The sequence below is a fragment of the Amphritea atlantica genome (assembly GCF_024347255.1).
GTDB classification, from domain to species: domain Bacteria; phylum Pseudomonadota; class Gammaproteobacteria; order Pseudomonadales; family Balneatricaceae; genus Amphritea; species Amphritea atlantica.
This window is the reverse complement of record NZ_AP025284.1, coordinates 4,746,896-4,769,495: the sequence shown is the minus strand read 5'-3', so window position 1 is coordinate 4,769,495 and position 22,600 is coordinate 4,746,896. Positions and strand designations below refer to the sequence as shown.

Annotated in this window: 20 protein-coding genes; 15 read left to right on the top strand and 5 right to left on the bottom strand. The window is 52.2% G+C overall.

Features of this window, described 5'->3' with window-relative positions; genetic code table 11:
• Positions 1-3 precede the first annotated feature (3 nt).
• The gene (locus tag OCU43_RS22035) at positions 4-2,016 is read right to left on the bottom strand and encodes a sigma-54-dependent Fis family transcriptional regulator (protein ID WP_091354124.1); all 2,013 of its coding nucleotides are present in this window, start codon (positions 2,014-2,016) and stop codon (positions 4-6) included.
• A 371-nt stretch (positions 2,017-2,387) separates the two neighbouring features.
• On the opposite strand from OCU43_RS22035, the gene OCU43_RS22030 reads away from it, so the two are divergent.
• The 8 genes from OCU43_RS22030 to OCU43_RS21995 all read left to right on the top strand — a co-directional run bounded on the left by OCU43_RS22030 (position 2,388) and on the right by OCU43_RS21995 (position 14,105).
• Positions 2,388-4,532, top strand: coding sequence for a hydantoinase/oxoprolinase family protein (locus OCU43_RS22030; protein WP_091354121.1), 2,145 nt, complete (start codon positions 2,388-2,390; stop codon positions 4,530-4,532).
• A 34-nt stretch (positions 4,533-4,566) separates the two neighbouring features.
• Positions 4,567-6,900: a hydantoinase B/oxoprolinase family protein gene (locus OCU43_RS22025; RefSeq protein WP_091354118.1), complete on the top strand. Its 2,334-nt coding sequence runs from the start codon at positions 4,567-4,569 to the stop codon at positions 6,898-6,900.
• Positions 6,901-7,015: 115 nt separating this feature from the next.
• Positions 7,016-7,516, top strand: a complete 501-nt coding sequence (locus OCU43_RS22020) for an acetone carboxylase subunit gamma (protein WP_091354115.1) — start codon at positions 7,016-7,018, stop codon at positions 7,514-7,516.
• Positions 7,517-7,629: 113 nt separating this feature from the next.
• Positions 7,630-8,082, top strand: coding sequence for a protein-export chaperone SecB (gene secB, locus OCU43_RS22015; protein ID WP_091354112.1), 453 nt, complete (start codon positions 7,630-7,632; stop codon positions 8,080-8,082).
• A gap of 661 nt (positions 8,083-8,743) precedes the next feature.
• A complete protein-coding gene (gene codB / locus OCU43_RS22010) occupies positions 8,744-10,000 on the top strand; it encodes a cytosine permease (protein ID WP_091354110.1) in 1,257 nt (418 codons plus the stop codon).
• Positions 10,000-11,217: a PucR family transcriptional regulator gene (locus tag OCU43_RS22005; protein ID WP_091354107.1), complete on the top strand. Its 1,218-nt coding sequence runs from the start codon at positions 10,000-10,002 to the stop codon at positions 11,215-11,217. Before codB ends, OCU43_RS22005 begins: the two co-directional genes overlap by 1 nt.
• 13 nt (positions 11,218-11,230) lie before the next feature.
• The gene (codA, locus tag OCU43_RS22000; protein WP_091354104.1) at positions 11,231-12,487 is read left to right on the top strand and encodes a cytosine deaminase; all 1,257 of its coding nucleotides are present in this window, start codon (positions 11,231-11,233) and stop codon (positions 12,485-12,487) included.
• A gap of 127 nt (positions 12,488-12,614) precedes the next feature.
• The gene (locus OCU43_RS21995; protein ID WP_091354102.1) at positions 12,615-14,105 is read left to right on the top strand and encodes an FMN-binding glutamate synthase family protein; all 1,491 of its coding nucleotides are present in this window, start codon (positions 12,615-12,617) and stop codon (positions 14,103-14,105) included.
• 60 nt (positions 14,106-14,165) lie between these two features.
• Here OCU43_RS21995 and OCU43_RS21990 read toward each other — a convergent pair whose 3' ends face one another.
• Both OCU43_RS21990 and OCU43_RS21985 read right to left on the bottom strand, forming a co-directional pair.
• Positions 14,166-14,372, bottom strand: coding sequence for a PA3496 family putative envelope integrity protein (locus OCU43_RS21990; RefSeq protein ID WP_091355220.1), 207 nt, complete (start codon positions 14,370-14,372; stop codon positions 14,166-14,168).
• A 208-nt stretch (positions 14,373-14,580) separates the two neighbouring features.
• Positions 14,581-15,462: a MurR/RpiR family transcriptional regulator gene (locus tag OCU43_RS21985; protein WP_091354099.1), complete on the bottom strand. Its 882-nt coding sequence runs from the start codon at positions 15,460-15,462 to the stop codon at positions 14,581-14,583.
• Between the two features lie 241 nt (positions 15,463-15,703).
• On the opposite strand from OCU43_RS21985, the gene OCU43_RS21980 reads away from it, so the two are divergent.
• Both OCU43_RS21980 and OCU43_RS21975 read left to right on the top strand, forming a co-directional pair.
• Positions 15,704-16,840: a TRAP transporter substrate-binding protein gene (locus tag OCU43_RS21980; protein ID WP_091354096.1), complete on the top strand. Its 1,137-nt coding sequence runs from the start codon at positions 15,704-15,706 to the stop codon at positions 16,838-16,840.
• A 172-nt stretch (positions 16,841-17,012) separates the two neighbouring features.
• Positions 17,013-17,270 carry a hypothetical protein gene (locus OCU43_RS21975; RefSeq protein ID WP_139203127.1) on the top strand — a complete coding sequence of 86 codons (258 nt, stop codon included), beginning with the start codon at positions 17,013-17,015 and terminating at the stop codon, positions 17,268-17,270.
• Positions 17,271-17,340: 70 nt separating this feature from the next.
• Here OCU43_RS21975 and OCU43_RS21970 read toward each other — a convergent pair whose 3' ends face one another.
• Entirely contained in the window at positions 17,341-18,720 is a 1,380-nt protein-coding gene (locus OCU43_RS21970; RefSeq protein WP_091354093.1) for a TRAP transporter large permease, read from the bottom strand.
• On the bottom strand, positions 18,717-19,271 hold the full coding sequence (locus tag OCU43_RS21965; protein ID WP_091354092.1) for a TRAP transporter small permease subunit: 555 nt from the start codon (positions 19,269-19,271) through the stop codon (positions 18,717-18,719). Before OCU43_RS21965 ends, OCU43_RS21970 begins: the two co-directional genes overlap by 4 nt.
• 192 nt (positions 19,272-19,463) lie before the next feature.
• Here OCU43_RS21965 and OCU43_RS21960 point away from each other — a divergent pair, with 192 nt between their 5' ends.
• From OCU43_RS21960 to OCU43_RS21940, 5 genes are all read left to right on the top strand, one after another.
• Positions 19,464-20,060: a YjaG family protein gene (locus OCU43_RS21960; protein ID WP_091354090.1), complete on the top strand. Its 597-nt coding sequence runs from the start codon at positions 19,464-19,466 to the stop codon at positions 20,058-20,060.
• Positions 20,060-20,320: a hypothetical protein gene (locus tag OCU43_RS21955; RefSeq protein ID WP_091354087.1), complete on the top strand. Its 261-nt coding sequence runs from the start codon at positions 20,060-20,062 to the stop codon at positions 20,318-20,320. Before OCU43_RS21960 ends, OCU43_RS21955 begins: the two co-directional genes overlap by 1 nt.
• A gap of 17 nt (positions 20,321-20,337) precedes the next feature.
• A complete protein-coding gene (locus OCU43_RS21950; RefSeq protein ID WP_091354085.1) occupies positions 20,338-20,772 on the top strand; it encodes a hypothetical protein in 435 nt (144 codons plus the stop codon).
• 595 nt (positions 20,773-21,367) lie between these two features.
• Positions 21,368-22,174: a response regulator gene (locus OCU43_RS21945; RefSeq protein ID WP_091354082.1), complete on the top strand. Its 807-nt coding sequence runs from the start codon at positions 21,368-21,370 to the stop codon at positions 22,172-22,174.
• Positions 22,175-22,224: 50 nt separating this feature from the next.
• Complete coding sequence (locus OCU43_RS21940; protein WP_091354079.1) at positions 22,225-22,587, top strand: response regulator; 363 nt, start codon at positions 22,225-22,227, stop codon at positions 22,585-22,587.
• Positions 22,588-22,600 lie beyond the last annotated feature (13 nt).

Genomic DNA, 22,600 nt, shown 5'->3' with positions numbered 1-22,600 from the left:
CGGTTAGCCTAAGGCAGAGCGGTCAATCCCATACTTACGTAGTTTGATATACAGCGTGCTTTTGGCGATATTCAGTTGTCGGGCTGCACGGGTGAGGTTGCCTCCCTGTTCCTGAATCACCCGGCAGATGACCTCTCTTTCCGCCTGATTCAGCGGGTTATCAGTTTCGTCTGCTGTTGCATCCGCTGGCGCGGTAACTGTTGTCGTGCCTGGCTGCAACATCAGGTTTGCCGGAAGGTCTTCGGGGCTGAGTTGTTCCGCATCGGTGAGAAAATAGGCGGCGGTGATCAGATTGCTTAACTCACGGATATTGCCGGGCCAGAGGTGTTTTTCGAGCAGTGACCGGAGTTCAGGACTGATCTGCTTTCTGATCCCACCATGTTGTTCTGCCAGCCCCGCAAGAATATGTTCTGCCAGCAAGACAACATCATCCCTGCGCTCTCTTAACGGCGGAATCGTCAGGGTCATCGACGAGATCCGATAGTAAAGGTCCATTCTGAAGCGTCCTTCAGCAACTTCCTGGGCCAGATCCCGGTTGGTCGCCGCAATCAGGCGGAAATTAACCTTGCGCGGTTGTGTCTCACCGATGCGGCAGATCTCTGATTCCTGCAGTACCCGCAGGAACATCGGTTGCAGATCCAGTGGCATCTCACCGATTTCGTCCAGGAACAGGGTACCACCGTTGGCCGCTTCAATTTTACCCGTCATGCCGCCCCGTCGGGCGCCGGTAAAGGCGCCATCAACGTAGCCAAACAGCTCTCCGGCGAGCAGGTCTCGGGATAAGCTACCGCAGTTAAGGGCGATAAACTTCTGGCTGCTGGCGGGGCTCATCTCATGCATCGCACTGGCGAACAGCTCTTTACCCACACCGGTTTCCCCCTGTAACAACACCGGAATCGGTGCTTTTGCCAGCCGGGCTGCCTGCTGAATCGATTTGATGAACATAGGGTTGCGGCCCACCAGTCTGGAAAAACCGCTGCCGGTATCCTGATTGGCGGCTGGTGGTCCGCTTTTTATCGCAACAGAGGGCGCGCGAGGCGCTGGGAAAGGGATCACTGCAATATAGCCGATCTGTTCCCCCTGATGTATCAGGGGTTCAATCCATTGCGGATCGAGCTGATCGAGGATAGCAGCTGAGCGTTCAGTAAATCGGCCCTCTTCATTGAGTGTGAGTATCGGATTGCTGGGGTTTAGGTCAATTTTAAGGCCGCGCGAGGCGAGTACGCGAACGGCCTGATGGTTAGTACGTACCAGGCGTCCATTCAGATCCAGCAACAGCAGTCCGTCGTTACCCGGGGCTCCGAAGCGATCCAGAGTGACCCCTAACAGCAGATCACGTTTAGCCATCTGTAGTTGTGCCAGCTGCCCCTCAATACGCCGGGCACCGGAAACCGCCAGCGCCAGGCAGTAGTCATGCAGGGTGTTTTTCAGACCGGAGATATTCACCGCCCCGAGTATTTTGTTTTCGAACGGGTCCCGGATCACTGCGGCAGAGCAGGTCCAGTTATTGATGTTTTCGCAGAAGTGCTCAAAGGCATGCACCTGTACTGCCGAGCCAACATTGAGGGCAGTGCCGATGGCGTTGGTTCCGGCCACACTTTCATTCCAGTTGGCACCGGGCACAAGGCTGAAATCATTGGCGAGATCGCGGGTATGGTCATCACCGTTTGAGCACAGAATCATTCCTGAAGGTGCCACCAGATGCATAATGGTGCCGGAATCCGCCAGCAACTCTTTGGCATCCTGCATAATCGGTTCTGAGGCGGAGATCAGTTCGCGGTAACTCTCTTTCAGAGACTCCAGCTGCTGCTCATCCAGTTCGATGGTTTGATTGGCCACCAGCGGATTGACCGAGTCTGACACGCAGCGCTGCCATGAGGCCCGGATCAGCGGGCGCACAGAATCATCAGAGAGTGAGCCCTGACTCAGGAGCGTCTCTCTGGCTTTGGCTATCTTCCGGGGATGCTCAACTGCAGCAGACCCTCGCAGGGTAGTTTTCACATTCGTGGCATTCATAGTTTTATTTTTATAGTTCTTGATGCGTTGTTTTATTCTGAACCTACCGCCAGGGTTTTTCAATTGTCTATTTTTTGTGCGGTTATTCCCCGGATGGATCTTATTCCCCTATCTGCGTCTGCAGTGATTCCGTTGTCTGGATAAGCGTCTGATTAACGGTCGATGACCGACCGATTATCGAACTGTTTATCTGTGCTTTTTCAGTCACATAGGCATATTAAAACTTTAACTTATTGTTTTGTATGGATATTTGTCTGTTGGCATGGCCGGTGCAATTTAACAATCCGATCAGTTGCGGCTGATTGCAGAACTTACACCGGCAGATCTCACCGGGTAAGCAGAAACAATAAAAATAACATGAGGATACGATCTTGAATCAATTAACTAATCCAGTTGAAGTTCTTGGGATAGATGCCGGCGGCACTATGACCGATACATTCTTTGTGCGGGCCGATGGGGAGTTTGTCGTTGGCAAGGCGCAAAGTAATATCAATGAATCACAGGCGGTACTGGAGTCCAGCACTGATGCGCTGGCGCACTGGGACCGTAAGGTTGAGGATGTATTTCCGGAGATGGTCACCTGTGTCTTTTCGGGTACCGCCATGCTTAACCGGGTGGTGGGCCGTAAAGGGCTGCGCACCGGTCTGATCGTCAGTAAAGGGTTTGAAGATTTTCATCGCATGGGACGGGCGATCCAGAGCTATCTGGGTTATGCCTTTGAAGACCGGATCCACCTGAATACCCACCGTTATGATGAGCCACTGGTGGATATTAAGGATACCCGCGGGGTGACCGAGCGGGTGGATTCTCAGGGCAATGTGGTGATTGCCGTGCGTCTGCATGAAGCCCGTGAAGCGGCCCGGGAACTGATTGAACAGGGCTGTCAGGCGATCGTTATTAGTCTGCTCAGTTCCTATCTCTACGAAGACCATGAGAAAGCGGTGCGCGATGCCTGTAAAGAGGTTGCCCGCGAAATGGGTGTGGATATTCCGGTATTCGCATCGGTGGATTACTACCCGGTACGGAAAGAGAGCCATCGCACCAACACCACCATTCTGGAAGCTTATGCGGCGGAGCCATCACGGGCAACGCTGGGCACGATTAGTGACAGCATGAAAGCGGTAGGCGGTCAGTTTGACCTGCGGGTGATGGCCAGCCATGGCGGCACCATCAGTTGGAAAGCCAAAGAGCTGGCCCGCTCGCTGGTATCGGGTCCTATCGGCGGGGTTATCGGGGCTAAATACCTGGGTGAAAAACTGGGTTATGAAAACATCGCCTGTTCCGATATTGGCGGCACCAGTTTCGATATGGCGCTGATTACTAAAAACAACTTTGCCATCCATAAAGATGGCGATATGGCGCGACTGGTGCTGTCTCTGCCGCTGGTGGCGATGGATACCATCGGTGCCGGTGCGGGTAGTTTTGTGCGTATCGACCCCCATGCAAATGCGATCAAGCTGGGGCCTGACAGCGCCGGTTATCGTGTCGGCACCTGCTGGCCTGAAGGTGGTGTTGATACGGTGTCTGTCACCGACTGCCATATTATTCTCGGTTATCTCAACCCGGAAAACTTCCTCGGTGGCATTCTCGAGCTGGATGTAGACCGTGCCCGGCGTGAAATTAAACGTCAGATCGCTGATCCACTGGGACTGTCAGTAGAGGATGCGGCAGCAGGTGTTATCGAGCTGCTGGATCTGTCGCTGCGTCAGCATCTGCGGGCGATGATCACCGGTAAGGGTTACAGTCCGACCGATTTTGTCTGCTTCTCTTACGGTGGTGGTGGCCCGGTACACGCTTACGGTTACACCAAAGGGCTGGGCTTTAAGGAAACCATCGTGCCCGCATGGGCTGCGGGCTTCTCCGCCTTTGGCTGTGCCACGGCTGACTTTGAATACCGTTATGACAAGAGTGTTGATATCGGTATCACTGATGAATCGACTCAAGGTGAGATCGCTGACGCCACTACAACCCTGCAGGCTGCCTGGAATGAGCTGCGTGACAAGGTGCTGGAAGAGTTCCGCATCAACGGCTTTAAGGATGAAGAGGTGACGCTGACACCGGGATACTCCATGCAGTATCTGGGACAACTGAACGATCTGGAGATCGATTCGCCGCTGACGGTGCTCTCCGGCGCTGAAGACTGGGATGTGCTGGTGCAGTCATTCAACGATACCTACGCCCGGGTATACGCCGATGCCGCCCGCTCTCCTGAGCTGGGATATGGCATTACCGGTGCGATTATGCGTGGCTCGGTGGTCACTAAGAAACCCAATATCCCAGAAGAACCGGATGCTGGCCCAACGCCCTCTGAGGAATCCCGTCAGGGTACCCGTCCGTTCTATTACGAGAAGGAGTGGGTCGACGCTGACATTTTCAAAATGGAGCTGCTGCAACCGGGTAATGAGGTTAAAGGGCCTGCGGTGATTGAGTCTGATGCCACAACCTATGTGGTGCCACCCGGCTTTGAGACCTTCCTGGACGTGAACCGTCTATTCCACCTGATTGAATCCAAGTAATCCGATAATAAATACAAGAAATTGAGGAAAACAGATGACTATTCAAGAAAAAATAAATGGGGCAGGTACCCGACCAGCCAGTTTGTTACCGAGCGGGCTGACACTGAATGACCATCGTAATCTGATTCTGAAAAGAACGGAAGAGACCGGTCATTATAACGGCCTGGAGACGCTGGAGTTCAAAGAGTCTGACCCGATCGGCTATGAGCGGATCTTCTCCAAGCTGCGTGCCGGGCTGGTTAACTCCCGCGAGGTCGCCAAGAAAATTGCCGCCTCTCCGATTGTCGAACAGGAGGGTGAGCTCTGTTTCACCCTCTACAACGTTGCCGGTGACTGTATTGCCACCTCAACCGGGATCATTATCCATGTGGGCACCATGGGGGCGGCCATTAAATATATGATTCAGAACAACTGGGAAGCTAACCCCGGTATTAACCCCGGTGATATGTTCACCAATAACGACTGTCAGATCGGTAACGTGCACCCCTGTGATATCGCCACTATTGTGCCGATCTTCCACGAAGGCAATCTGATCGGCTGGGTCGGCGGTGTTACTCACGTCATCGATGTGGGTGCGGTAGGCCCGGGCTCTATGTCCAATGGTCAGATTCAGCGCTTTGGCGACGGGGTGCAGATCACCTGCCGTAAAACCGGTGTCAACGATACTCCGCTACGGGACTGGTTGCATGAGAGTCAGCGCAATGTGCGCACGCCGAACTACTGGATTCTGGATGAAAAAACCCGCATTGCCGGTTGTCACATGATCCGTGATCTGGTGGAAGAGACGGTGCGTGAAGAGGGGATGGAAGCCTATGAGAAGTTCGCTACCGAGGTGATTGAGGACGGTCGCCGGGGTCTGGTGAGCCGGATCAGAGCGATGACCATTCCCGGTAAGATCAAAACCGTGGCTTTTGTGGATGTGCCTTATGCCCATGAAGATGTGGCGGTGCCATCACCGTTTGCCAAAGTTGACACCATTATGCATGCCCCCTGTGAGATTACCGTCAAACCGGATGCCACCTGGCGTCTCGACTTTGAAGGTTGCAGTCGTTGGGGCTGGCACACCTATAACGCCAACCCGGTCGCCTTTACCAGTGGTATCTGGGTGATGATGACCCAGTCGCTGGTACCCACCGAGCGGATCAACGATGGTGCCCGTTACGCCACCGAGTTCCGTCTGCCAAAAGGTACCTGGACCAACCCGGATGACCGACGTACCGCCCATGCGGATGCCTGGCACTTCCTGGTGTCCTCCTGGAGCTCATTGTGGCGCGGTATCAGCCGTACCTACTTTGGCCGTGGCTATCTGGAAGAGGTGAATGCCGGTAACTCAAACCCCTGTAACTGGCTACAGGGCGGTGGTATCAACCAGGAGGGCGAGATCCATGCGGTCAACAGCTTTGAAACCGCCGCCTGTGGTACCGGTGCCTGCGCAGTGAAAGATGGTCTGAACCATGCGGCGGCGATCTGGAACCCCGAGGGCGATATGGGGGATATCGAGATCTGGGAACTGGCTGAGCCGCTGCTCTATATGGGCCGCACCATCAAAACCAACACCGGTGGATACGGTAAGTATCGTGGTGGTCTGGGCTTTGAAACTCTGCGTATGGTCTGGGGATCTGCCGACTGGACTATGTTCTTCATGGGCAACGGCTATATGAACAGCGACTGGGGTCTGATGGGTGGCTACCCGGCGGCAACCGGATACCGTTTTGAAGCCCATAACACCGGTCTGCTGGAGCGGATCCAGGAGGGTAAATCACTGCCGCTGGGTAAAGACCGTGATCCGGGCCAGTGTGAGCTTGAGAAGCACCTGGGGCCTGATGCACTGGTGAAACGGGATAAACAGTGTATTACCACCGAAGCGATCTTTGAAAATGGCGATCTCTATCTCAACTATCTGCGCGGCGGCCCGGGATTTGGTGATCCGCTGGACCGTGCTATTGCCGATGTTGAAAACGATCTGAACCAGAACTTCGTCTTGCCGGAGTTTGCCGAAAAGGTCTACGGCGTGGTGATTTCGCAGGATAAGGATGGCACCTGGACGGTGGATGGTCAGAAAACCATTGCCCAGCGTGGCGCGATTCGTAAAGCCCGGATCGCCCGGGGTAAGCCTACCCGTCAATGGATGGAGTCTGAGCGCCAGCGCATTATCGATAAGGATGCTTCGGTGCAGGTGCAGCAGATGTTCGCCTCCAGCTTCCACCTGTCAGAGCGGTTCCTCAATGAGTTCAAAACATTCTGGGATCTGCCGGCCAGCTGGGAGCTGAAAGAGGAAGAGCTGGGTATTCCTATGTTTGGTGCCAAGCATCACATGGACCTGAGCGAACTGCCTGATGTACATCCTGTAATCATGACTGAGCAGTAAAAGATTGACGGAGGGGTGCCCGGCACCTCTCCTGATCACCTTAAAAAGCTATTAACTCAACTCTGAAACTCAGTTCTACAAACTCAAATCTAAAAACAATAAAGAGAGACCGATTATGTCAAATTTCACAAAAAAACAGGTGTCCGATCTGGTTAAAGGCAGCCTCGACTGGGATACCCTGCACATGATGCTGTCCATGCCTAAGGACAAAGAGCGTTATGCCAACTATATGTCCGTATTGCAGGATCAGGTGTCCTGGGACGATAAGATCATCATGGCGTTTGGCCCGCACCTCTATCTGGCCGAAACCACCGCCGATAAAACCCTGGTGACCAAGTGCTCCTGTGGTCATGACTTTGGTGACTACCGCACTAACTGGAAACTCAATGCGCTGGTGTATGTGCGCGATGATGAGGAGAAGATGCAGGAGGTTTATCCAAAGCTGATGGCGCCTGACACCAACTGGCAGGTCTACCGTGAATACTACTGCCCGACCTGTGGTGTGATGCATGATATCGAAGCGCCAACGCCCTGGTATCCAGTGATTCATGACTTCCAGCCCGATATTCCTGCGCTGTTTGACTGGCTGGATCTGCCTGCCCCGGTTAACGCGTAATTGAAGCGGCTTGGATAGGACACACTTCCGGTCGCAGTTGGCCGGAAGTTTTCCTCACCGCGCACATAAGTCACTCACTTTTCCCACCCTCTTAACTAGCAAGGGAGTATCCCATGTCAGATAACAACCAACAGCATCAGGGCGCAGACTCGCCCTTTTTTGCTCTGCAGAAGATCTATGTTAAAAACTCATCCTTCGAATCACCCAACTCAGCCAGGGTGTTCCGCTCAGAGTGGCAGCCCACGGTAACGATGGATCTCAACACAGCCTTTGAGCAGATTGAAGAAGGTCTTTATGAGGTGGTGCTGTCAGTTTCGGTCACGGCGAAAAACCAGGATCAACTGGCGTTCGTGGCAGAGGTTGATCAGGCCGCGATGTTTATGATTTCCGGTTTTCCCGCTCAACAGCAGGCGGAGGCGCTGGGTTCGGCCTGTCCCGCAGTGATGTTCCCCTATCTTCGTGAAACCATTGATCAGTTGATGGTGAAGGGCGGTTTCCCGCCACTGATGATGGCGCCGGTAAACTTCGATGCATTGTATGCCGAGCAGAATCGCAAATCAGCATAACCATCGGGTTATCAGAGAGTCTGTGGGAAACAGCTCTGAAGTACAGGCCATGGAAGGTATCCCTTTTATCTCTGTCGATCGGACCGGGGGAGGCACTCAATGTCAGAAAGCCGACGTCTGTTATTGCTAAACATTCAGTCCCGTAGTCATTTAGCTCAGTGGCAGGCTTGCCTTTGCCGAATGTTGTTGTCGGGTGTGTACCTGCTGCAAAGGGCCGTGAACTGCTTTGATCAGAAGCTTGCCGAGCAGATAAGCAAAAGTGAAGAAACAGATTCAGCCCGACATTGACACAGGCCATGTGAGCCGCGATGAAACGCCTCACCCGGCTTGATGTGGGCGCTCCATCTACGGAATAATCAAACAGATTTGTTGTGCAGATCTGTTATCCGGTTTTGAATATTGCTGCCAGAACCCTCTGGATATTGTCGCTAAATAGGGCGATCGCAATCAAAATGCGCGAAAATGATGCGCTCTTATCCGGACATCGTTCATCGTAAAATATAGTTTTTGTGCATAGTGCACTGTGAAGCTTTAATCAATAAAGTTCAGCAGGAACAGCACTTAAATTGGTTACCTATTTAACTTTAGGGTGGTATAAGCTTTGCTGCTAACAGGTTGTACAAAAAATTCAATCAACCTGAAAAGTTTAGCGGAGCCTGATATGGAACCATCGGATTATCCACTGAGTGAAGTGCCTGAAACTGATCGTAAAGGCCTGCTCTCTACATCTGTGCTATTGCTCGGTTTTACCTTTTTTACTGCCACCATGTGGGCTGGCGGTACCCTGGGTAAGGCCTTTTCTTTCGGTGAGCTGATGCTGGTGATTATGCTGGGCAACCTGTTGCTCGGCATCTATGCGGCGGCGCTTGCTTATATTGCCTGTAAAAGTGGTCTGAATTCGGTATTGATGGGGCGCTTCTGCTTTGGTGAGATCGGCAGTAAATTGTCAGATTTTATTCTGGGTTTTACCCAGATCGGCTGGTATGCCTGGGGTACTGCGACGGTATCTACCGTACTGGTTAAAACCACCGGACTGCCTGCCAGCTTTGAAACGCCCCTGATGATCGGCTTCGGCATGGCCTTCTGTATTACCGCCATGATTGGTTACCGTGGCCTGGACTGGTTATCCCGGTTAGCAGTCCCCTCCATGATGCTGTTTATTCTCATCAGCCTGTATACCGGGATGATCGATATCGGTGGTTTCGGAGGGCTGATGATGCAGTCGCCAACTGAGAGCCTCAGCTGGGCTGCGGCAGTCACTATGATTATTGGTACCTTCGTCAGTGGCGGAACGCAGGCAACTAACTGGAGCCGGTTTGCTAAAACACCGAAAATTGCCGTGATCGCAACGCTGGCAGCATTCTTCTTTGGTAATGGTCTGATGGTGCTGACCGGCGCGCTGGGGACCATGATCTATCAGCAGGCGGATATTGTTGATGTGATGATCGCCCAGGGGTTTGTGGTGCTGGCGGTGCTGATGCTGCTGATGAATATCTGGACCACTCAGGACAATACCATCTATAACTTCGCGGTGGCGGGTTGTAATCTGCTGCGCACCGATAAGCGCCGCCTGGTTACCGTTGTTGGCGCCGCCATCGGTACCGTGCTGGCCGTCGGGGGGATGTATAACCTGCTGATCCCATTCCTTATTTTGCTGGGAACCTTTATCCCGCCGATTGGTGGTGTGATTATGGCTGACTTCTGTTTTAACCATAAAGGCAACTACCCCAAACTGGCGACGCAGCCTTTGCCTGCGTTCAACTGGCTGGGGCTGGCGGCCTATGGTATCGGTTCGCTCGCAGCTTACAGCTCGCCGATTTTGCCGCCGGTGGTTGGGGTGCTGGTTGCGGTGATCAGCTACACCGCTTTGCTGCGGCTGCCGTTTGCCAATTCGTCCCCTGATATTGTGAAAAGCTAATGCCAATACTCTGTGCTGATATTCCCCGTTTGCCAGGCCTTGAGAGTATTTGCCTGGTCGCGGGGCTGCGTGGCAGCCAAATAACAGTTCGCTGGCCCTATGTGGCGGAAGATGAAACCCTGGGGCCGTGGTTGCGGGGTGGAGAGCTGATCTTCATTACCGGCATTAATCAGCGGCGCAGTGAGCAAAACCTGCAACAGCTGATTCGTGAGGCGGTTGAACACAAGGCCGCCGGCATTGTGATACTGACAGGATCTGAGTTCATTCGCTCGATTCCGGCCAGTGTCAAAGCAGTTGCCAATGAACTGGGGTTTGCGCTGTTTGAGCAACCCTATGCGCTGCCGATGGTGCAGGTGACCGAGGTAATCAGTAACGCCATTGTGCAGGATAATCTGATTGGTCAGTCGACCCGGTTGTTCCTCACCCGCCTGATCAATGGCTATGCGGATACGCCGGAGCTGATCCATCTGCGCGCGGCTGATCTTGGGTTGAGTGATACCCGGCCCTATGCGGTGCTGGCGTTGCGGCTGAAAGGTTTTAGTCAGCGTCTGAGTCGTGATGATCCGGCGGATCAGTGGAAGTTTATCCATGAGCGAGCGCTGCTCGGGGAGCAACTGACAGAGTTGCTGATGCGCAGGGGGATTGACTGGCCGGTGCTCGAGTATGAGCAGGACTTGTTAGCCATTTGGCCAACGACCGCGGCGCACTCTCCGGCACTCTCTGATGAGTTGACTCAGGCCCTTGAGCGATTAAAGCCCGATCTTGAGGTGTTTGCCGGTGTCAGTGATCTGCAACCGGGGCTGAGCACCATTGCGAAAGCTGCGGAACAGGCCCGGCATGCGGTGCAGTTTGCGGTGCAGCAGGGTCAGGCATTGTTTTTTTATGATCAGTTAGGGATTGCCCGGTTGTTTGATGCCATTCCTCAACGTAGTGTGTTAGCACAGTTTTGTCAGCAGCAACTGGGGTCTCTGTGTTTTGCCCGTGATCCCCGTTCGACTATGCTCAAGGAGACCCTGAGCCAGTTTATGAACTATTTTGGCAATCAGCAGCAGGCGGCTGAGTCGTTGGGAATTCACCGGAACACCCTCAGTCACCGGTTAAAACGGATTGAGCAACTGATCGATTGCCCGCTGAATGACCCCTTTGCCCGGCTGAATCTGCAAAGTGCATTATTGATCGAGCAGATTCTGTTTCAACATCACAATATAGAGAGTTAACGCGAGAATACCTATGGAGATTGTCAACGCTCGTCTGCGACAGAGTACGGCGCTGTATACCCTGGAGATCGATAATGGATATTTCACAGCGATCAGCAAACAGGACAACCGGGTAAGCGCGACAGCTGATCAGATTGATGCCGATGGCCAGCTGGCCTGCGCCCCGTTTGTAGAACCCCATATCCATCTGGATGCGGCCCTGACGGCGGGTGAACCCAACTGGAATCAGAGTGGCACTCTGTTTGAGGGGATCGAGCGCTGGGGCGAACGTAAACCGCTGCTTAATGAAGCGGATATCCGCCGCCGGGCTTTGCAAACTATCGAGTTGCTGGTGCAGAACGGCGTGCAGTACATCCGCACCCATGCCGATGTCAGCGATCCCAGCCTGGTGGGATTGCGTACCCTGTGTGCCTTGCGTGATGAGCTGGCCAGTAAGATAGAGATTCAGGTGGTGGCATTTCCTCAGGAAGGCTTACTCTCTTTTCCGGGCGGGCTCGGGTTGATGGAGGAGGCGTTGCAGATCGGTGCCGATGTGGTGGGGGGGATTCCCCACTTCGAATATACCCGTGAGCTGGGTGAAGCGTCGATGAAGAAGGTGATCGGACTGGCGCAGGAATATGATCGGCTGGTGGATGTCCACTGTGATGAAACCGATGACCCGAACTCTCGCTTTCTTGAAGTGTTGGCGGCCGAAGCGCTGTTCAATAATATGGGGGCGAAAGTTACCGCCAGCCACACTACCGCGATGGGCTCTTACGATAACGCCTACTGTTCAAAGCTGTTCCGCCTGCTGAAAAAATCGGGCATTAATTTTGTCTCCTGTCCCACTGAAAGTATCCATCTGCAGGGGCGCTTTGACAGCTATCCCAAGCGTCGTGGCCTGACGCGGGTGAAAGAATTGAATGAAGCCGGTATTAATGTCTGTTTTGGCGAGGACTCCATTTTTGATCCCTGGTACTCACTGGGAAATGGTAAGTTGCTGCGCAGCCTCGATTTTGGTCTGCATATCTGCCAGATGATGGGTTATGCCGACTTCAGTCAAGCGCTGGACTTTATCAGTGACAACAGTGCCCGGACACTCAATGTTGATCATCGCTATGGTATCGCCGTCGGTAAGCCCGGCAGCTTTATTCTGCTTGATGGTGAAGATGACTATTCGGTGATTCGACGTCAGGGTGAAGTGCTGTTATCGGTACGCAATGGCGATGTTATTATGCAGCGCGAGCCTGCCTATGTGGTCACGCCTCAATGGATTACCGGTGTTGACTGACGCTGATTGAGATTATCTACCCTCCATTTTGATTATTGTTACCGTAGGCAATGCCGGAATAACAGGATAGGATTGGCACTGGCATTTTTTGTGATGCGCGGATAAACATACTCAAGGAGTTAGGAAGATGATCGATCCCGTCAGTAGCTTTGCGATTGAATTCGTAGCAATTCTGGGCGGCATCCTGCTGTTGATCTTCGTCGGTGGGCTGATTGCCGCACTGATTATTTATCAGATCGATAAGCATCAGACCCAACAGACCATTCGCCGTAACTATCCGTTGTTTGGTCGCTTCCGTTATATGTTTGAACATCTGGGGGAGTTTTTCCGGCAGTACTTCTTTGCCATGGATCGCGAGGAGATGCCGTTCAACCGGGCGCAACGTAGCTGGTGTTACCGCGCTGCAAAGAATATCGATAATACTATCGCCTTTGGTTCATCCCGGGATCTGCGGGTGCCGGGGACCTATTATTTCCTCAACTGCCCCTTTCCGACGCTGGAGGAGGATGCAGCTAAAAATCAGCCGCTGCGCATTGGGCCCTATTGTCGTCAGCCCTACGATGCTAAATCGTTTTTTAATATCTCCGGTATGAGTTATGGCGCTATCTCAAAACCCGCTATACGGGCGCTGTCAAACGGTGCCCGTGAAGCGGGCTGTTGGATGAATACCGGCGAGGGGGGATTATCGCCCTACCATCTGGAGGGCGGCTGCGACATCGTTTGCCAGATCGGTACCGCTAAATATGGCATGCGTGATAATCAGGGCTTACTCAGCGACGATAAGCTGAGAGAGAAGGCCGCCTATAATCAGGTACGGATGTTTGAGATCAAGCTGAGTCAGGGGGCTAAGCCTGGTAAAGGGGGGATGCTGCCAGGTGAAAAAGTGACCGCTGAGATCGCCGCCATCCGTGGTATCCCCGAAGGGGTTGCCTCGATCAGCCCGAACCGCCATCCCGAGGTTGATAGTGCCGATGATCTGCTGGATTTGGTCTGCCATATCCGCGAGGTTACCGGGAAGCCGGTTGGCTTTAAGCTGGTGTTGGGTTCAACTGACTGGCTGGATGAGTTTTGTGAACGGGTGGTTGCCCGGGGGCTGGAACATGCGCCGGACTTTATTACCCTGGACAGCAGTGATGGTGGTACCGGTGCTGCGCCGATGCCGCTGATGGATAGCGTCGGGCTGCCGTTACGGGAGAGTCTGCCAATCCTGGTGAACAAGCTGATTATGCATGGCTTGCGTGAGCGTATCCGGGTGATCGCGTCGGGTAAGTGTATCAACCCCACTGATGTGGCTGCGGCACTCTGCATGGGCGCTGATTTCTGTGTCAGCGCACGGGGCTTTATGTTTGCACTGGGGTGCATTCAGGCGCTGCAGTGTAATAAAAACACCTGTCCTACTGGCATTACGACTCATGATAAGGATCTGCAGCGGGGGCTGGTGCCGGAGGATAAAGCGGTCAGGGTGACTCACTACCATGATAACCTGGTGCATGAAGTGGAGATGATTGCGCACTCCTGCGGTGTGCCGGAGCCGAGAAAACTGAAGCGCAAACATGCCGCGATAGTGATCGACAGTGGCCGCTCGGTACCCCTGGATATTCTTTATCCGGAGATGTAGTGGTGCCAAAGCAAATAAAAAAGCCTGCGCAGATCTGGCAGGCTTTTTTATTGTCAGGCTTCAGATATCATCAAACCAGAGTTCATCGTTAATCTGATATTCCAGCTCTTTGCGCTGTTTGTGTTCTTCGATTGCCCGTCTGACTGCCAGGCTTTTCTGGCTGGCTAGTTTTTGTTGAGCCTGCTTCTCTTGCTCCTCAATACCGACGATGATATCGAAGACCGTTGTTTGGATTTCATTCAGATCCTGATCTTTCCGTATAAGCATAGCATGTACTCCTATACCCTCTGTAAAGTCCACCTGAAAGCCCATAAATCTGACAGGCTAACAGACCGCCTCGCATTTCTGATTAACAGGGAATCTCTTTTTTATACCAGAAAAAAGAGAATTTCAATGAGTCAAAGGCCTTATAAGCGGCGATAACGGGGAAGATAGTGACGTAAAAATGTTACAAAAAGAGGAAATTCCGGGCGATTTATTCTTCTGGTTTGCGCAGAGGCAGGCGCTTATCGTTCTGACGCAGACTTTTCAGGCTGCGCTTGATCGTTTTCAGGTGGTCCAGCAGGCCTGGTCCCAGTTTCATCGCGACTCCCACTGCGAGAACATCGATCACCACCAGATGAACCACCCGGGATGACATCAGCGTACTGAGGTCTTTATCCTCTTCCAGATCGATATGGATGGCGATACTGGCCAGGTCGGACAGCGGGGTGTTGCTGGGGCAGAGCGAGATAACGGTGACACCGGCATCTTTAACCAGTTTAACCGCATGTAGCAGATCTTTGGTTCGGCCGGTCTGGGAGATCGCGATGACAACATCCTGCTCTGTCAGGGTGGTCGCTGAGATCATCTGCATATGCGGATCAGAGTAGGCAGAAGCGGCAATCTTCAGACGGTGAAACTTATGCTGGGCGTCGTTACACACCGGGGCGGATGCGCCAAAGCCATAGAGTTCCAGCCGGTTAGTGCTGGCGATGGCATTGATCGCTTCTTCCAGGGTATTGGCATCAAGCTCCTCCCGCACCCGCATCATATTGCCTACGGTTGAGTCGAAGATCTTTTGCTTGAACTCGCTGACGGTATCTTTGCTGTTCAGTGAGAACTGTTCAAAGTTGGCGTTGCTGGCAAGCCCCTGAGCGAGGGTCAGCTTAAAGTCCTGAAATCCATCGTAGTGGAGTGCACGGCAGAAACGCACCACGGTCGGCTCACTGACATTCGCTTCTGAGGCCAGATCGACAATACGCATATGGATGACATCCGATGGATGCTCCAGAACGTAATCGGCAACTTTCTGCTCTGATTTTCGCAGACTGGTTTTTGCGTCAGTAATAGATTTAAGAAGATTAAGCGGCTGCAAGCTGGTTTCCGTTCTCAGGTTAGGCGTAACGCAGGAGAGTATATCAGTAATTCAGCTTAATAGAATAAATGCGTCTCTTAATCCTGCTGCATTTTATCTTTGCTGATTAATCGATGGGGCTGTGCTTACTATTTGAAATTGCAGCCTTTATGACTTGGTGCTATGTTCAGTGGGTTATAGATAAAAAATACAATAACGTTAGACAGTTAGATAACTAAAATGACGATTAGGGAGAAGCCTTGTGAAACGTCGTGAGATTGTCAAAGTCCTTGGTCTGGGCGTTGCTGCTGCTGGCCTGGCAGCCTGTACCGAAGAGAAAAAAGAGGTTGCTGATTGTAAACCGGCAGCACCGCAACCTGCCGCACCGGCCGTTGCAACAAAGCCGGAAACCATTGAATGGAAAATGGTAACCACCTGGCCGAAGAATTTCCCTGGGCTGGGGACGGGTGCTAACTATCTGGCTGACCTGATTGGTCAGATGACCGGTGGTCGTATCCATGTGAAAGTTTATGGTGCTAAAGAGCTGGTGGGCGCGCTGGAAATTTTTGATGCGGTTTCCCGGGGAACCGCGGAAATGGGGCATGGCGCTTCCTATTACTGGAAGGGTAAATCTCGTGCTGCGCAATTCTTTGCTGCGGTACCGTTTGGTCTGACGGCGCAGGAGATGAACTCCTGGCTCTATCATGGCGGCGGTATGGAGTTGTGGGAAGAGGTGTATGGGGAGTTTGGGCTTATCCCTGGTGCGGCCGGTAACACCGGGGTGCAGATGGGCGGCTGGTTCAACCGGGAGATCAACTCGGTTGACGATCTGAAAGGTCTGAAAATGCGGATTCCGGGGCTGGGTGGTGAGGTGCTTAAGCGTGCCGGTGGTACTCCGGTGCTGCTGCCAGGCGGCGAGATCTTCCCATCGTTGCAATCCGGTGCCATCGATGCGACAGAGTGGGTTGGACCCTACAATGATCTGGCGTTTGGTCTGCACAAAGCGGCTAAATACTACTATTACCCTGGCTGGCATGAGCCAGGTACAACGCTTGAATGCTTTATGAACAAGGAAGCCTTTGAGAAGCTGCCGGAAGACCTGCAGGTTATCGTCCGGAATGCGATCCGGGTGGCTAACCAGGATATGCTGGCTGACTTCACCGCTAAGAATAACCGGGCGTTGGAGCAACTGGTGAATGAGGAGGGTGTCGAGCTGCGTCCGTTCCCTGACGATGTGTTGAAGCAGATCAGAACGCTGTCTGATGAGGTTGTAACTGAAGAAGCCGCTAAGGATTCTATGACGCAGAAAGTATTCGATTCTTTCGTGAAGTTCCGCGAGCAGGCGATCAAGTGGCATGCGGTTTCTGAGCAGGCTTACCTTAACGCCCGTACGCTATAAGCGCTTATTAACTTAGAAATGAAAGACTAAAAGCAGGCAATATGTCTGCTTTTTTATTCCCTAAAGAAAACATATTAAATATAAATGTTATAAGCAGAATTCTGATTTTCAGGGGTATTTCAGGAAGCCCTCATATATTAAGGCTGAACTAACGATATATGAGGAAGTAGACATGACTATTAAATTTTTAACAGGTATTACTCTGGGGCTAGTAATGGTCTCATCTGGCGTATTTGCTGCCAGCCCTACTTTGAATGCCCCTTATTCCAATGATGTATTCAACAATTTTAAAGTTAATTCCAACTACGGAGTTCATGGTTCAGAAATGCGGAGCATGTCTATGCCTGATCAATCTGTTGGTGTTGATAATGCAATGAGTAGCGACATAATGACTCCGATGTGGAGTTGGGATGCTGATTCATCAAGGTAAGTAAAACAGCCTTTTATATAAAAAAGCCTCATGGTGTATACCATGAGGCTTTTTTGACATTGGCTCTGATCTAACCATAAACCAGATGTGGCAGCCAGGTGGCCATCGCAGGCCATTGTGCAAGGGCCATCAGGGCCACCAGCTGAATCATAATAAACGGAATCACACCGCGGTAGATCTGCATGGTTGAGATAGTTTCCGGAGCTACTCCACGGAGGTAGAACAGGGCAAAGCCAAACGGCGGCGTCAGGAACGAGGTTTGCAGGTTGAGGGCGATCATCACCCCAAGCCAGATCGGATCAAGTCCCATTGCCAGCAGAATAGGGGCAACAATCGGTACCACGACAAAGGTGATCTCGATAAAGTCGAGGAAGAAGCCCAGCAGGAAGATCACCAGCATAACCAGTGCTACCGCACCAAACACCCCTCCGGGCAGATTAGACAGGAAGTGGCGTACCAGATCATCCCCACCATAGCCACGGAACACCAGCGAGAAGATTGATGCACCTACCAGAATAATAAACACCATCGAACTGACCTGTGTGGTGGTGCGCATCACATCCTGAAGGATGGACAGGGTGAAACAACGGCGAGCCATCGCCAGCACCATTGCGCCCACTGCACCGACTGAAGCGGCCTCTGTGGGAGTTGCCCAGCCTCCCAGAATTGAGCCCAGTACCAGACCAACCAGAAAAACCGGGGGTAACAGTGCCGAGATCACCCGTTTAAACATGTTATCCATGGCGTCCCGTTCATCTTTTGGGATCGCAGGCACGGTGTCGGGGTGGAAGATCGCCTTAAAGATCAGGTAGACGATATAGGCACCTACCAGCAACAGGCCGGGCAGCAGTGCACCAAGAAACAGGTCGCCGACAGTCACTGTTTTGGGGGAATAGATTCCCTGATCCAGTTGCGCCTGCTGATAAGCTGAGGAGATAACATCACCCAGCAGTACCAGCACAATTGAGGGCGGGATGATCTGTCCCAGCGTGCCCGAAGCACAGATGACCCCGGTGGCGACCTTCGGATCATAACCCCGGCGCAACATGGTGGGCAGCGATAGCAGCCCCATGGTGACCACTGTCGCACCGACGATACCTGTGCTGGCGGCCAGCAGCATGCCAACAACGGTGACTGATATACCCAAACCGCCCCGGAGCGGGCCAAACAGTGCAGCCATAGTATCCAGCAGTTCTTCTGCAATTTTGGATTTTTCCAGCATCACGCCCATAAAGACAAACAGGGGCACGGCGATCAGCACCGAGTTATTCATAATACCGAACAAACGGTTGGGCACCGCTTCCAGGAAGCTTGCCTCAAAGTGACCGGTCATTATGCCGATAGCGGCAAATATCAGCCCGGTGCCCGCGAGGGAAAACGCCACTGAGTATCCCAGCAGCAGAACAAAGATGGCGCCGACAAACAGCAGTAAGGGTAAAAATTCCATCATAACGGGTGCTCCTGAGCGTCGGCTTCAGTCAGATGTGCCTGGCCGGTCAGTACCAGCAGGTTGCGTAACAGTTCAGCAATGCCCTGTAACACCATCAGTACCGGCATCAGCAGCAGTGAGCTTTTGAGAATGTAAAGCGCGTCAATCCCTCCGGCCTCCTGAGAGCCTTCCATTGTATGCCATGAAAACATCACATAGTCCCAGGAGATCCAGAGAATAAACAGTGAAACCGGCAGCAGCAGAAACAGAGTGCCGACGATGTTGATGATCGCCTTGCCCCGTTCGCTCAGGGGGCGGTAGAAGATATCCACCCGGACATGGCCGTCATGCTTGAGCGTATAGCCTGCGCCAAGCAGAAAGACAAAGCTGTGCATATAGATGACGGATTCCTGCAACTGAATGTTGCCAATATTGAGGATATAACGCATTACAACGACAACAAAGGTCACCAACACCATCAGCAGAGTTAACCAGGCAATGCTGCGCCCGGTCCACTCGCTGAGACTGTCCAGTCCTCTGATGACCGCTACAATCGGATTCTTGTTATTCATGGTTTAACTTCCGCTAAGAGCTGACTTTGCATTTGAAGTATACAGTAAAAAAGCGAATCGAATCAGCGGATTAATCAAGGCTGCTCTGAACACCGAAACCGTCTGGAGTGTTGCAGTAAATCAAGTATAACTGCTGCAAAATGATTCCTGCGCGGTACAATAGGATCGAAATAGAGTCTGGGGGAGTATCTGATGTCACAATGGTCACTGGAAAAAGAGCTGCAAGCGCTCGATGGATGGCAACTGAGCGCCTTCTCCGTGGCGCTGACGGAGCGGATGTTTCCCAACTTTGCACTGTTTTCTACCCTGCTTGAGTTTGGTGATCGCGATCAGGTGCGCAGCATCCTTGATGGTGTCTGGAATAAGCTCGGTAATACCGGAGCGAAAATGAACTTCGAGGTGCAGCAGGCTAATGTGGAAGCCAATATGCCTGATCTTGACGAATTTGATATGTATGGCGCATCCCCGGCTCTGGATGCGATGGTCGCGCTGTATTCAACCATCAACTGTTTGTTGGAGCCGAACCGGACAGAAGCGGCCAGTGTTGGCAATCTGTCACTGGAGTGCGTCGCGACCTTTATCGAGGTGACTGCCGACGCCGATATGTCCGATGAAGAGCTGCTGGTCTATATCAGCCATCATGAGATGATGCAGCAGGAAGAAAGCTTTCAGGAAGAGGTGATTAACCGGCTGGCGGCGATGAAGAGTGCCTCGGCTGCAGCTATTCAAGACCTGAAATTGCTGGCTGCAAATGAGGGCGTCAGTAATATTGGAGTCAGTGAAGAGTAATGTTACGACTGGGTCTGATATTGCTGATACTCCCCGGTGTGGTTTTGATGGGGGTGTTCTGGTCTGAACTGAGCAGCGTCAATGAGTGTCTCTCTGCAGGAGGCTCATTTGATTATATGGCAGAGGTCTGCGATATGCAGGCATCGCATCCATTTATCCCCTTTGCTGTTCGTAATCCGCAGTTTGTAAATTTGACGATGCTGGCCAGCGCGGCTGGCTTTTGTTGTTGTCTGCTTGGACTCTATGTTCGCAGGCGTTGAAAAAGGATTTAAGAGTTATGCGACGTTTTTGGCTGGGTCTGCTATTGGCGATTATTGTGGGCGTTTTTTACAGCTGGCTGAACGCACCTGAATGGCTGGAGAGCTGGAATGAAGAACACCAGACGATGGTGGAGCAACAGCGTCTTGAAGGTATCTCGGCCGGCCAGCAAACCGATCAGCAAGGCTGTCTTACGGATGCGTTGCAACGGGTAGAGCAGTGTGATGACTCTGAATACCGCTGTACGGTCAGTGGCGGAACATACTTTAAAGCGTGCTGGGAAAGCAGCCAGCCAACAGTGGGTATCTGCAATAACATCCCTCCTTTTCATGAGAAGGCCACTGAAGATGATAAAGCCTGGGTAAAAGATCGCTGTACAGAGCTGGGCTTGCTGGCGAAAGGGTGTCGACTGATTATGCGACAACAACAACAGCTCTGCAGTGATGCGCCCTGATTGTATAGGGCTTTTAATGGCATATTACCCAGTTTGGGAGGTTGTTTTGCCGGCAGAAGCTGCGCCAGATCATTGACTTCCTGTTACTGTATTTTCTGGCTTAGTATTTGATTTTTAAGAAACCCTTCACCGCTGCTGCGTTCGTTTACAGAGATCTTAACTGGACGCTGCAGTCAATAAATCAATCCTGACTGACTGTCTTGGTCTTGTCAAAACCTTACATAAGCCGTAGTTTGATACAGCTGTTTGAACCCGGCGCTGACTGACCGGTTCAGCAGAAAAAGAAGCACTTGTTTTACAGACAATAAATATAACAAAGGTCAATTGGCGCTGCTTAAGATCAGGCGGGCCAGTTTGGTTTATGTAGAGCGTGATATCCGCAAAATCTAAAGTCGCTGAGGCGCTTAAGTAAACGGATAGTGTGTTGGTCTGAAGCGGTTTAAAGACTCTGTAACACTTTACCTCCATCATTGTTGCCCCCCTTTGTTCGAATATCTGTTAAGCGCTTTTTTGATTAGATAAAGCCGTTTTATGTTAATGCCCGCCCGCCGGGGTGGAATAGATGTTTTGCTGTAGTGGTTAATCAGGAAATACCATGAATATTGGAACTATAGGCTTTCCCGCCGATCAGCAGCAGAAGCTGGCCAGGATACTCGAACTATCGAGAAATCAGCGTTACGAACTGGTGGCCTTTGATCCACAGATGCCGCCGGATCTGTTATTACTTTTTGGTGAGGAGGCAACGGCTGATCCTGCTCTGGAGCAACTGTCCGCTGGCTATCGCTCGCGAATGATTCAGGTCAGTAAGGAGGTTCCATCGGAGAGTGGACTGGGACATATCCGCTACCCGCTGGTATCGTCGCGGGTCATCCGCACCCTGGATGAGATGACCTCAGAAAATGAAGAGTCGGATGATGACCTTCAGGCTGCCGCTGTCGCAGCAGAGGAACGTTTCAGAAAATATACAGAAGTAACGGCTGATCTGCCGCAACCTGTCACGCAACAGGATCACTACCGGGTACTGGTGGTGGATGACAATAGTGCGATGCAGCAGGCCCTGACGCTGGAGCTGGAAAAACTTCCCGCCGCCGTTGAACTTGCTTACGCCGACACCGGTGAGCAGGCACTGGACCGCGTAAACGATGGGCCATTTGATTTTATTTTTCTGGACGTGGTAATGCCCGGTATTGATGGCTTTGAAACCTGCACCCGGATGCGTGAGCTACCGACATTGAAGAAAACCCCGATTATTATGTTAACCTCGAAAACCTCGCCTCTGGATGAGGTTAAGGGGATTATGGCCGGCTGTTCCACCTACCTGACCAAGCCTATCGATCCGGAGGAGTTCCAGAAGGTCATCGGCCGGGTGTCCAGTTGGGTTAATGAGTTTAAGCGAAACTAGATAAGTGTTATGCCAGAGAGTCTGGCAACTGAATATTAAATGGAGTGGTAATGAGTAAGAAAATTCTGGTCGTTGAAGATGATCCCGTACAGCAGCAGCGTATCTGCACAGCACTTCAGGCTGTTGATGCTGAGATTATTGTGGCGGCGAATGGTCAGCAGGGGGTTAGCAAGGCCGTTGAGGAGAGACCGGATCTTATTCTCATGGATGTTGTTATGCCTGAAGTGGATGGTTTTGCCGCCTGTCGTCAGATCACTTCTGGCGATACGACCCGGGAGATCCCGGTCGTGATTGTTTCCAGTAAAAATCAGGAAGCGGATAAAGTCTGGGCACAGCTCCAGGGGGCCAAAGCGATGATTTCCAAGCCATTTTCCGATCAGGAACTGGTGGATCAGGTTAACGCCTTTCTCTGAGGTACCGATAGCA

Bases quoted from the DNA above. Each gene is read 5' to 3' on its own strand.
- OCU43_RS22035 (WP_091354124.1), bottom strand. From the start codon at position 2,016: ATGAATGCCACGAATGTGAAAACTACCCTGCGAGGGTCTGCTGCAGTT.
- OCU43_RS22025 (WP_091354118.1), top strand. From the start codon at position 4,567: ATGACTATTCAAGAAAAAATAAATGGGGCAGGTACCCGACCAGCCAGT.
- OCU43_RS22020 (WP_091354115.1), top strand. From the start codon at position 7,016: ATGTCAAATTTCACAAAAAAACAGGTGTCCGATCTGGTTAAAGGCAGC.
- secB (WP_091354112.1), top strand. From the start codon at position 7,630: ATGTCAGATAACAACCAACAGCATCAGGGCGCAGACTCGCCCTTTTTT.
- codB (WP_091354110.1), top strand. From the start codon at position 8,744: ATGGAACCATCGGATTATCCACTGAGTGAAGTGCCTGAAACTGATCGT.
- OCU43_RS22005 (WP_091354107.1), top strand. From the start codon at position 10,000: ATGCCAATACTCTGTGCTGATATTCCCCGTTTGCCAGGCCTTGAGAGT.
- codA (WP_091354104.1), top strand. From the start codon at position 11,231: ATGGAGATTGTCAACGCTCGTCTGCGACAGAGTACGGCGCTGTATACC.
- OCU43_RS21995 (WP_091354102.1), top strand. From the start codon at position 12,615: ATGATCGATCCCGTCAGTAGCTTTGCGATTGAATTCGTAGCAATTCTG.
- OCU43_RS21990 (WP_091355220.1), bottom strand. From the start codon at position 14,372: ATGCTTATACGGAAAGATCAGGATCTGAATGAAATCCAAACAACGGTC.
- OCU43_RS21975 (WP_139203127.1), top strand. From the start codon at position 17,013: ATGACTATTAAATTTTTAACAGGTATTACTCTGGGGCTAGTAATGGTC.
- OCU43_RS21970 (WP_091354093.1), bottom strand. From the start codon at position 18,720: ATGATGGAATTTTTACCCTTACTGCTGTTTGTCGGCGCCATCTTTGTT.
- OCU43_RS21965 (WP_091354092.1), bottom strand. From the start codon at position 19,271: ATGAATAACAAGAATCCGATTGTAGCGGTCATCAGAGGACTGGACAGT.
- OCU43_RS21960 (WP_091354090.1), top strand. From the start codon at position 19,464: ATGTCACAATGGTCACTGGAAAAAGAGCTGCAAGCGCTCGATGGATGG.
- OCU43_RS21955 (WP_091354087.1), top strand. From the start codon at position 20,060: ATGTTACGACTGGGTCTGATATTGCTGATACTCCCCGGTGTGGTTTTG.
- OCU43_RS21950 (WP_091354085.1), top strand. From the start codon at position 20,338: ATGCGACGTTTTTGGCTGGGTCTGCTATTGGCGATTATTGTGGGCGTT.
- OCU43_RS21945 (WP_091354082.1), top strand. From the start codon at position 21,368: ATGAATATTGGAACTATAGGCTTTCCCGCCGATCAGCAGCAGAAGCTG.
- OCU43_RS21940 (WP_091354079.1), top strand. From the start codon at position 22,225: ATGAGTAAGAAAATTCTGGTCGTTGAAGATGATCCCGTACAGCAGCAG.